The sequence below is a fragment of the Arthrobacter sp. SE2 genome (genome assembly GCF_058244265.1).
In genome coordinates this window covers 1-9,894 of sequence record NZ_JBZAYA010000041.1, presented here as the reverse complement: position 1 = coordinate 9,894, position 9,894 = coordinate 1, and the positions used below count along the sequence as shown (strand labels likewise).

The following is a 9,894-nucleotide window of genomic DNA, read 5'->3' as shown; positions in this document are numbered from 1 at the left end:
GACACAAAAGCAGCAGCCTAACTCCCACTGGCCTCATTCACCTTGACAAATTCCGGTATGGCGTCCGAGGCAAAAGAAGTAGGCGTAGGTGCCGCCCTTGCCTCGAGAGAGTCCGTAGCTCATTCGTCCACTGCAGCGATTACAGACCAACATCCCTTTCAGGTAGTGAGTATGTCGCCACGAGCGATCTCCCGCTAGACGTCGGCCCGCTAGAACATTCTGGACGGTATGCCACGTCTCTGGCGACACTAGCGGCTCGTGCTTGCCTTCATGCAGTACACCCTTGAACCTGACTTGACCCATGTAATACGGGTGGGACAAGATGCGGTGGACCTGCGAGTTGTTTAGTGGAGACCCAAGCAACGTCTTGGTCTTGCGGCTCTTTAGACCCCGCGCCTCCAGCTCATCCCGGATGGTCGAGACACTCCATTTTCCTGTGGCGTAAGCATCGAATGCCCAGATAATATGCGGCGCTCGTTCAGGATCCGGGACAATTCCCTTGATCTCCACGCCATCGACGCGGGCAACAGTGTTCACATAGCCCAGCGGCGCGTAGCCTGGCGTGCCACCACGACGGACTTTCTCGGCCATGCCTTTCTTCGCTTCGGTGCTGAGGTTTTTGGAATAGAACTCAGCAATAACGGCCATGATGCCGTGCGTCAGCGTACCCGCCGGCGTATCGTCGATCTGCTCCGAGACCGACACCAAGACTGCACCAGCTTTGCGGATCGCCAGTAGAATCGCGACGTCATCGGCTCGGTCACGCGCCAGACGATCTACCTTGTGTACGATAACGTAGTCCACGCCGCCTTCAGCAACACGAACCAGCAGTGCCTGGAGTCCGTCACGATCGGCCGATCGGGCTGACGCGCCAGCATCGACAAATTCCTCAACTACGACCCCACCGAGCTCACCAGCCTTTCGGATACAGGCGGCACGCTGGGCAGGAATCGAATAGCCCTCTGCTTCGCCACCTTTGGTTGCTTGGCGGGCAGTCGACACACGCAGATAGATAATGGCCGACTTCATCGCCGCAGACTCAGGCTCAAGCAAAGTCAAGCCACCGTCAGTAGCTGACGGGTGGCTCGTTTTAAGAGAACGATTTGTGGTGGTCTGCGTCCCGGCAATTCTGCCTCCGGGTGAGCTCTTGGGTCTGTGCATGCTCGGACGATAGCTCCGATCCAAAACGTCTTCAAGTGTCCGATCGGGGGCAACTAGAGGCGACACGATGAGGGAGATCGGGGGTCAATCGGGCTATTCACACCAGAAAGAATATGATGCGGAAATTGCAACACTTGGTCCGACCGAAGCCTCCGGACCTGACGCCACAAACCCTTCTGACTTCCACTGCCTAAGTGGCCGACCCCTGTCCCCCAGATGTCCTCCCAATGGGAGGATCAGTCCCTAGCTGTAAAGACGAGAGCACCGCGGGAAGTCGCGGCAGTTCGGGGGTTTGTCAGCGACGCGGCTGGATGGGCGGTCGGACGGGTGGCTTGATGGGTTCGCCTGAGCTATCCGCATAAATAATATTTGGGAGTTCAAAACTGTCATCGGCGTGGGTTGATAGCTCATGTTTGATAAGACTGGTCAGTATAGAACGCAGAACTGCGAACGGTACTGCCGTGTCGGCTGTTACATTCAGGTCAATGCTAGATGTTGGCGTGATGGTCCGTGTGCCACGATGAACAAAGCTAGATCGTGCATCATAGGTTTTACTCAAGGCAGACTTCAACACGTCGCGATCATACCCAACGCGTTCATGCATCTGAAATGAGTGATTCCATTGAAATCCTGAGAAGGACGATTGGCTGCCAGCCTGTAAATCCATGGTGTAAACCGCGTCCCTCCACGTTTGATTCCAGAAGTCATCAGGAAGGGCGTAACAAATATAATCAACAAAAGTCTGCTTGATTCGAAGATGCTCGTCTTTTAGGAGCTTTTTGCGTATCTTGTCTTTTTGATCTTCAGATAGGTCGTTTTTACTCATAAAGGAGTCCCAGCTGGTAGCCTTATGCCAATCTTCCCAGTCTTTCTTAGGGCTGCTGAAGACTTGAGAAAGACGTTCGAGTGCAGCTACAAGTAGTGTGTAAGCTGCGGATATATCGGAGTCAAATATCAACGCAGCTCCATGGTGCAGACTTATTGCCTCGCTTATGGCTTGTTGCTCATTCTCACCAAGTGAACACAGCTCCCTAAGTAGTGTCCCGAATTCAACTTCCACCTCTATCTCAGGTATGGGGCTGACGAGTCTTGGGTCTGCGATGTAGCTTGTTGGTATAAAAAGAACATCGTCAGTACCGGCAATTCCAGTTTCAACCTCCTCAAGGATTCGAATTCTTCTATCAGTAGTCAAGGTAAGTAGGGCTGATAAATGGACGGGAAATTCTCCAATTGACCAGTTCTCGTCTGGGCTAGATGCACTTACCCAGTGTACCGACGAGGCAACTTCTGGCAGTGATCCAAGTTGCTGGACTCTTCCTCGAGGCTCCATGCGAATTAGGCTGGAGAGTTGAAAAGGATTAACGCCTGGAGCAATCATTCGACGCATGTTGAGGTTAAGACTTGGACTGGCTCTAGCCCCTTCTTCTATTATTGCTCTAACCCATTCAACCAATGCATTCATTTATCTTGATAATATCATTCATTGCTTAAATGAGAGCTCTCGAATACAATACTCATTAACATGGCATGGATTTGGTTTATATTATTCGCACTGGCGTCGTTCTATATCGTAAGAAGTGCGATTGAGATGCAGCGAAAGATTCGCACGCAAATTGCCGTAATAGATTCCCTTTGCGCCGTTGGTCTATCGGATGGTCAGGATCCACACAGGGCTGCCGAAGCGTACCTATCTTATCTCGATCACTCCCTACCATTCCAGGACTATAATAAATTCATGAATGAACTTTGTGTTTCTAATAATGTAATCTTTTCGCTTAGCCCGGGGGAAAGCGAAGATAATGCGTTAATTAGCGACGCAACCAGAAGTGCCCTGGTTGACAAGTTATCGGAGTTGTTCGTGAGCAGCTATCATAAACTCGAAAGATCTCGGGTTCTCAATAAGGATTAGAAAAGTTGTTCGACTACTCTTGCAGTAGTTGGTTAATCGATCTCCATGATCCGGTGTTCCAACCTTGTGTCAGAAGGGCCGCCATATGAAAGGCCCCTGGTTCCCTTTGTTTACAAGGGATCGGGGGCCTTTTGCTTTGGCGAAATCAGGGTTTTGGGCACATTTTGGGCACATTCGCCAGGGACACTGCAAGGTCCAGGGCGTCCGAAACGCTGTCCAAGTCCCCGTCTCACCGATCGAATCTGGCACTTACACCACCCGTACGACCGAGCTGTCGGCCCTCAAACTCTTGTTGGAAAACGAATCCGGCTTCACCGCTGGGGAAGACCCCACCGCATTCCGGCGCCTCAATCGGACCCAACTCGCGGTGGTCGACCACTCCTAGTCAAACGGGCACCCTGTTGAAGGACGCACCCGAGCGCGGGGAGCGCGTAAGCATGCTCGCCCGCGTCAATAACGCGATCCAGCAGTCGTCCGGCGGCCGTGTCTGAAGAGCTCAAGAAACGCGACAAGGCCGTCTCACAGCTTGACCTTCTCGATGGCCAATGGCGCCGTCGGGACCGGCGCCAGCGAGGCTGCTGCTCTCACTGCACGTTTCGCCCTCCTCGACACTCAATACGAGGCCGACATGTAGCGTCTCCACATGGTGACGTCGGCCGGCACGCTGCTCGGCTACTTCGATGCCGGGGAATGCGTGTTCCGTGGCGCAACCGCCGAACACCGACAACGTGATCATGCGGTTTACGAAACCGTTCAGCTCACCGAGGCCATAGATGCCGAGGCGCCACGCACGCGCGCACTGCGTGAAGATCTCGCATCCACCCTGACGGGGATTCGCAGCGCTTTGACGGAGGCGCGGGAGCAAACCTCCACGCTGGTACTCAAATTACATCAGAGACCGAATGGATCGCGGACATCGAGCGTCGCATCCGTCCAGCCCAAGAGGGACCGGACGAGCTAATGGCCCGTAGGTAGCAGCTGGAGAGTTGGATCAACCCTATGGGGTCAGATCGCGGAATTGCGCACGTTGAGCGCGACTGTTGCGCAGGAACAACCAGAAACCGCCGAACCCAGTTATGGAAGGAATCGGGAAACGAACTGAGATCGACTTCTCGGAAGCCCTACGCACCGTCCTCACCTCCTGGAATCCGCCGGATGCCGAAAAGTGCAGCGTTCGTACTCGGTTCGCCCCCGGATGTCGTCGTTACGGGGGCGTTCACGCGCGGATCGAGGCAAGGGCATCCGCTCTGTACTTCACGCCGGGTTCAGCGCCGCTATTGGAGAGTACTGTCTCGAACACGAACTACCTCACCCTGGGTTCGTCGTCTTCGATACCCAAGTGCCTATCGGGACGCGGACACGACGCGGCCGCAGTCGACAGAACCAGAGGATACCTCTACCAATCTCAGAGGCGAGTCAGGCGAAAGCAGCGATGAACTGATGGTGCCAACCGTGGCACGAGCGTTCTATCACTACCTGGCCGCCAGCTCTTTGCAGGCGATCGTCTTCAAAACCAGACGCCCCAATGTCGCGGCGAATGAATGTGAAATCGTCCATTTCACCGGAAGCTCCGGCACGGGTAGAGCGGGGTTGTACCCGGCCCCACCTGATGGTCCGAGCGCTGGCTATGGGGATGAAGCCCGTCGCAAGTATGACTACACTACAGAGTCAATCGTCCAGAGCGACTGGCTCAGCTCAAGGCTTCAGCGTATGCAAAGTTACGCTCCAGGACATATCTAAATGTGTCCCGATGTACGGTTCAGCCCTACCGACGATAATTCCTCCTATCGTCGGTAGCTGCCCCAAAGCCCCGTGTTTCCGCGGATTTTCTGGAGTCAACACCACCTGGACAGAGGGAAACCAGCTTGCCAAATGTAAATCACCCGAAGCGGCGCCCCAAAAGAGTGACCAGGTACACGCGGGCCCGCTTGTCCCGTTGAAAGGTCTCCTGGCTGCCGGGAAGGGATGCAAAGATCACCCGGGCGGTCCACAAACTCAAAACCATGGGCTACCGTGCCACCCCTCGACGGCGTTAGTTGGCCACAGCGCCTCCGACGTGCACTTATTCTTCGCGTCAGGGAGAGAAGGCGTAGAAAGCCCAAGCAGGGGCGAGGTCACCCAAAATCTCCGGGATCACGCGGTGTGCTGCCGGGCGCTGCGGGGACGCGGATCAACGAACGTCGATTTGGCGCCCCAGCCGACATACAGGAGCCTACCCCCACAGCCGGAGCTGCGGGGGCACTCCTTCTTTGGTGTTGTGAACAATCAGGAGACCTGGAGGCCGCCGTTGATGTCGTAGGTTGCCGCGGTGATGTAGCCGGCGTCCGGACCGAGGAGGAAGCTCATCAGTGCAGCTACTTCCTCGCGGGTGCCAACCCTGCCCATCATGATGCCCTGGGACATTTCGGCTTTGCGTTCTTCCGTGAGTGTGCCGCCCATGATGTCGGTATCGATGGGACCCGGTGCCACGCAGTTGACCGTAACGCCGTGCTCGCCGACTTCGCGGGCCAGGGCGCGGGTGAAGCCGATGACGCCTCCCTTGGAGGCGCTGTATGCCACCTTGGAGAAGGTGCCGCCGCCGCGCTGGGCCGAGATGGAGGAGATGCTGACGATGCGCCCGACCTTGCGTTCGATCATTCCCTTGAGTACGGCCTGGCTGACCAGGAACGTGCCGCGCATGTTGATGTCGAACACTCGGTCCCATCCTTCGACGGTTTCCTCCATGAACGGGGTGGGGTTGCTGATGCCGGCGATGTTGGCGAGGCCGACGATTGGAGGCAGTTCTGCCTCCACCCGGGAGATTGCGGTGTCCACCGAGTCCTTGTCGGAGACGTCGGCGGCCAGGCCGATCGTCTGGACTCCGTGCCTTGTGGCGATCTGGTCGGCTGCGGCCTTCGCGTCGGCGCCGTTGATGTCCAGGATGGCCACGGCCCAGCCTTCGCTGGCCATGCGGTCCGCGGCAGCGCGGCCGATGCCTCGGGCGGATGCGGCTCCGGTCAGCACAACGGTGCGTTCAGCGGGGAAATTCGTGGAGGTCATTGCTTTTGGTTTCCTTCGGTAGTTCGGGATCAGGAGGGGTCGGAAGGCGCGGCTGCTTGGGCAAGCGTGGCGTCGCCTTCGGGGCGTTTGCGTGCGTAAAGGTAGGTGGCTATGCCGGTGGCGGCCAGGCAGAGGGAGAGGAAGACGAGGCCGCTCTGGTTGTTGCCGGTGGCGTCCTTGAGCAGGCCGACGGCGTAGGGTGCCACGAAGCCGCCGAGGTTGCCCAGCGAGTTGATCAGGGCAAGGCCTGAGGCTGCAGCTGCGCCCGTGAGCGCTGCCGAGGGCATGGAGAGGAAGGGTGCGATGGCGCCGTAGATTCCCATGGCTGAGGCGATGAGGCCCACCATGGCGAGGAACGGGTTGACCGGGAGCAGGAAGCCGGCTGCGAGCAGGCCGGCGCCGGCGAGAATCATGCTGGCTGCGGTGTGCCATGCGCGCTTGCCGGTCTTGTCCGCGCGCTTGCTCCACCAGTACACGAACACCGCGGCGATGGCGTAGGGGATGAAGACGATGAAGCCGATTTCCGTCGTCGAGAACTTGCCAAGCGCCGAGACGATGGTGGGCATCCAGAGGCCCAGGCCGTAAATGCCGCAGACCAGACCGAAGTAGAGGGCGGAGTATGCCAGGGTGCGCTTGTCTTTGAGTCCGGCCAGGAAGTTGTGGTGCCCGGACTTCGATTTGAGGGCAAGTTCCGCGTCCATGGTGTTGGCGAGCCATTCGCGCTCGTCGTCGTTGAGCCATTTGGCGTCGCGGGGCCGGTCTGTCATGAGAATCGGGGTGAGAAGGCCCAGCAGGACCGCGGGGACGCCCTCGAAGATGTAAAGCCACTGCCAGCCGTGAAGGCCCAGGAGGCCGTCCATTTGCAGCAGCATGCCCGATACCGGAGCGCCGAGCGCGTTGGACAATGGCTGCGCGAGGATGAAGATCCCCAGCACGGTGACCCGCTGCGCGGCGGGGAACCAGAGTGTCAGGTAGAACAGGACAGCAGGGAAGAACCCGGCCTCGGCCGCCCCCAGGAGGAAACGGACGATGTAGTAGGTGGACTCGCCGTTCACCAGGGCCATTGCTGCGGCGAGCAGGCCCCAGGTGATGAGGATCCGGGCCAGCCATTTGCGAGCGCCGAAGCGATACATGCCGGCATTGCTCGGAATCTCAAGCAGTGCGTATCCGAGGAAGAAGATCCCGGCACCGAGCCCGTAGGCGGCAGAGTTGAGGCCAATGTCCGCGCTCATGGTCAGCTTGGCGAAACCGACGTTGTTCCTGTCCAGGTACGAGACGAAGTACAGCAGGACGATGAGGGGCATGATGCGGCGGCGGACCTTGCGAAGCGTGTGTTCACCCAGTTCACTGAGGGCGGCGGACCGCATCGTGAGGGAAGTCATCTTTGACCTTCTGTCTGTGGGATCCGCACCGGGCAACTGCGCTCAGCGGGAATCCAGGGGATGTGTGGGAGTCATTCGATTCATCTAAGTCAGATGTCAGACATCTGATCTGACAAAAATAATACGATGGCATGAAAGGGGCGTCAACAGTCGGATCTAAATGTGACTTCTGCCTGGCAATGAGAAGCTACTGCCTCCGTCAGGGCTTGGCGCTGCGCACGTAACGTTCGTAGTCTTCGTACGTCTGGTCCATATGCTCATCCATGACCCCGCGGGCGAGTTCGGCGTCGCCGGTGAGGATGCTGTCCAGCACGCGCTGGTGGTAGTCGATGGCATGGAGCTGGATCTCGGGGACGGCGGAGGTTTCCCGCCTGGCCGTGTACAGGAGCTGACCGAGCTGGGCGAGGAGCGCCCGGACAAACGGATTGCCCGAGGCCCTAAGCACGGCGTCGTGAAATCCAATGTCGGCCGCCACGAACCGGTCCAGATCCCCCACGGCACGGGCGACCTTCATATCGGCGATGCACTGCTGCATCCGGTCCGCGTCTTCCGGAGAGTGCCGCTTTGCTGCAAGCCCGGCCGCCCCGGTTTCCACCATGCGCCGCACCTCGATGAGCCCAACCGCCACCTGGTCCGCGCTACTGTCGCGGGAAGCGGCCTTGAAGATCGCGCCGAGTCCGGTCCAGGTCTCCGGCGGGTTGACGAACGTGCCGCGGCCGGCCTTTACGTACAGGATGTTTTGTGCCCCGAGCACCTTGAGCGCCTCGCGCACGGTAAGTCGGCTCACGTCGTAGAGGTCGGCTATCTCAAACTCGCTGGGGATGGCATCGTGGGGGCCAAGTTTCCCCTCGAGGATGTCATCCAACAGTCCGTCGACCACATCGTCAACAAGTGTCTTGCGGCCCAAAGAGCATCCCGCCTTCGTTCGGTCTCGACAACCAACATTACAGAAGCGGCCGGAAACTTCCGGGGAATGGCGCCGGTAACTCCCAAGCAACACCTGTAGATTCAGGCTAAGGCTTGCACCGTCCCGTCCTCCTTGCGGTGGGCGATCACGGGTTTCATCACGCAGTGTTCCTTGATGCTGCCCACGAAGTCAGGAGTCAGGACGGCGTCCCTGCGGACGTTGGTGTCCACGGTGAGGGTGGCGGGTCAAGCAGTTCCAGTATGGCGTTTCCGTTCATGGTTGCGTGTCCTTTGCAGAGGAGTGGCGGGGAGCGGTGTGACCCCGGCCTACGGGCCTTTCCCCCCTTGTTTTTTGGCTGCTGGCGAAGCATCGCGGAGCGGCGGCCGACGGTGCGCGGCCGTCTACCCTCAGGGCGAGGGTGGGAAAGTTTGCGGAGGAAATAAGCGACGAAGGAGCGCCATAACGAGGTTTCCTGGCCCTACGCCACGACGAAGGAAAGGTTAGTCGCGGCGGAGCGGGCAGGTGTGATCCGAAGGAATCTTAAGGATGTTGTCAACGGGTGTTGGCGTCAGACATGTGCCGCAACCCGCTTCTGGGCGGCGGTATAAATCATCAACCTCAATGACTGAGGAAACTTGCCGCTGGATCAATCCCGGGTGCTTTGGCCGCCGTCACTATTCGCTTGTCGCAGACTCAGTTCACCAATCGTCGCGTTCCCGGGTCAGGCCAAAGGGCACGGTGTCACTGAGTGCGACGGTGAAGGAATCGTGTCCGTGACGTGTCACGAGAATCCCCCTGCGTCGTTCTCGCATTGCCCGGGCCCGGGCGACACTTACCGCGCTGTCGAGCTGGCGGTCCAGGCTGGCACGGTCCGTGGCCGACACCTTCAGCGTCAGTTCGGGATTGCTTGTTCCCACTTGTCTATCCTTTGGTTCTCTGTGTTGTATGGGCTCGCCCTGGTGCGGTGCCGTTGTTGGTAGCCGGTCCCGAGGTCAGTGAAGCGGTACCGAGGCTTCGGGGACTGCGAGGGCTGGCGATTTATCGGTATATCACTGACTGCTTTTCTGCAGGTCATGGCGTCAGACAGCGGGAACGGGAATTCTGCCGGCCCCGCCGTTTTCGGGCGATCGCCTCTACTATTGAGGGGAATCTTCTCGTGTGGGAGGAATGCGCGGGGTGTGGCAGCGAGGAGTCCTTGCCCGGGTTGATATTGCCAGCGCGGTAAGCCCGATGCCGGTACGGGCCGTGCGCGCCGGCAGTCCGGCGTTCTCCGGGTCAGCTGCATAGGCCTGCTGCTCCTTGAGTAGGCCCTGCAGAGGGGAGCCATCCTTGAAACAACCGATCACACCGGCCCACAGCTCTTCGACTGTATGGAACAGCCGCGCCGCCCCCGACGGTCCGGAAACTAGCCAGCCGTCGGGGAGCGCGCTAACTTTGGGGGCTCCGGGTCGTCCACCGCACAGCTCGTTGACCGTGCCGGCAACGATGAGATGCAT

At 58.7% G+C, this 9,894-nt stretch carries 8 protein-coding genes and 1 pseudogene; 1 reads left to right on the top strand and 8 read right to left on the bottom strand.

Translation table 11 applies throughout. The annotated features are described in order from the left end of the window. Window positions 1-33: 33 nt before the first annotated feature. Both AC4CS3_RS23720 and AC4CS3_RS23715 read right to left on the bottom strand, forming a co-directional pair. Window positions 34-1,029, bottom strand: a complete 996-nt coding sequence (locus AC4CS3_RS23720; protein WP_490785509.1) for a recombinase family protein — start codon at window positions 1,027-1,029, stop codon at window positions 34-36. A gap of 427 nt (window positions 1,030-1,456) precedes the next feature. Further along, window positions 1,457-2,623, bottom strand: a complete 1,167-nt coding sequence (locus AC4CS3_RS23715; protein ID WP_490785508.1) for a hypothetical protein — start codon at window positions 2,621-2,623, stop codon at window positions 1,457-1,459. Window positions 2,624-3,713: 1,090 nt separating this feature from the next. On the opposite strand from AC4CS3_RS23715, the gene AC4CS3_RS23710 reads away from it, so the two are divergent. After that, entirely contained in the window at window positions 3,714-4,031 is a 318-nt protein-coding gene (locus tag AC4CS3_RS23710; RefSeq protein ID WP_490785507.1) for a hypothetical protein, read from the top strand. Between the two features lie 1,304 nt (window positions 4,032-5,335). Here the strand turns inward: AC4CS3_RS23710 and AC4CS3_RS23705 are convergent. The 6 genes and pseudogenes from AC4CS3_RS23705 to AC4CS3_RS23680 all read right to left on the bottom strand — a co-directional run. Then, window positions 5,336-6,109: an SDR family NAD(P)-dependent oxidoreductase gene (locus tag AC4CS3_RS23705; protein ID WP_490785506.1), complete on the bottom strand. Its 774-nt coding sequence runs from the start codon at window positions 6,107-6,109 to the stop codon at window positions 5,336-5,338. Between the two features lie 29 nt (window positions 6,110-6,138). After that, on the bottom strand, window positions 6,139-7,491 hold the full coding sequence (locus AC4CS3_RS23700) for an MFS transporter (RefSeq protein WP_490785505.1): 1,353 nt from the start codon (window positions 7,489-7,491) through the stop codon (window positions 6,139-6,141). A gap of 199 nt (window positions 7,492-7,690) precedes the next feature. Then, the gene (locus AC4CS3_RS23695) at window positions 7,691-8,398 is read right to left on the bottom strand and encodes a FadR/GntR family transcriptional regulator (RefSeq protein WP_490785504.1); all 708 of its coding nucleotides are present in this window, start codon (window positions 8,396-8,398) and stop codon (window positions 7,691-7,693) included. A 107-nt stretch (window positions 8,399-8,505) separates the two neighbouring features. Continuing rightward, a pseudogene (locus tag AC4CS3_RS23690) lies at window positions 8,506-8,675 on the bottom strand (ParB/RepB/Spo0J family partition protein); the annotation flags it as partial. Between the two features lie 421 nt (window positions 8,676-9,096). After that, complete coding sequence (locus AC4CS3_RS23685) at window positions 9,097-9,315, bottom strand: hypothetical protein (RefSeq protein ID WP_490785503.1); 219 nt, start codon at window positions 9,313-9,315, stop codon at window positions 9,097-9,099. A 219-nt stretch (window positions 9,316-9,534) separates the two neighbouring features. Continuing rightward, the coding region (locus tag AC4CS3_RS23680; RefSeq protein ID WP_490785502.1) for a hypothetical protein at window positions 9,535-9,894 on the bottom strand (360 nt) is incomplete at its 5' end.

Excerpts from the sequence above, each read along its gene's own strand:
- AC4CS3_RS23705 (WP_490785506.1), bottom strand. The coding sequence starts at position 6,109 with ATGACCTCCACGAATTTCCCCGCTGAACGCACCGTTGTGCTGACCGGA.
- AC4CS3_RS23700 (WP_490785505.1), bottom strand. The coding sequence starts at position 7,491 with ATGACTTCCCTCACGATGCGGTCCGCCGCCCTCAGTGAACTGGGTGAA.
- AC4CS3_RS23720 (WP_490785509.1), bottom strand. The coding sequence starts at position 1,029 with ATGAAGTCGGCCATTATCTATCTGCGTGTGTCGACTGCCCGCCAAGCA.
- AC4CS3_RS23710 (WP_490785507.1), top strand. The coding sequence starts at position 3,714 with ATGGTGACGTCGGCCGGCACGCTGCTCGGCTACTTCGATGCCGGGGAA.
- AC4CS3_RS23715 (WP_490785508.1), bottom strand. The coding sequence starts at position 2,623 with ATGAATGCATTGGTTGAATGGGTTAGAGCAATAATAGAAGAAGGGGCT.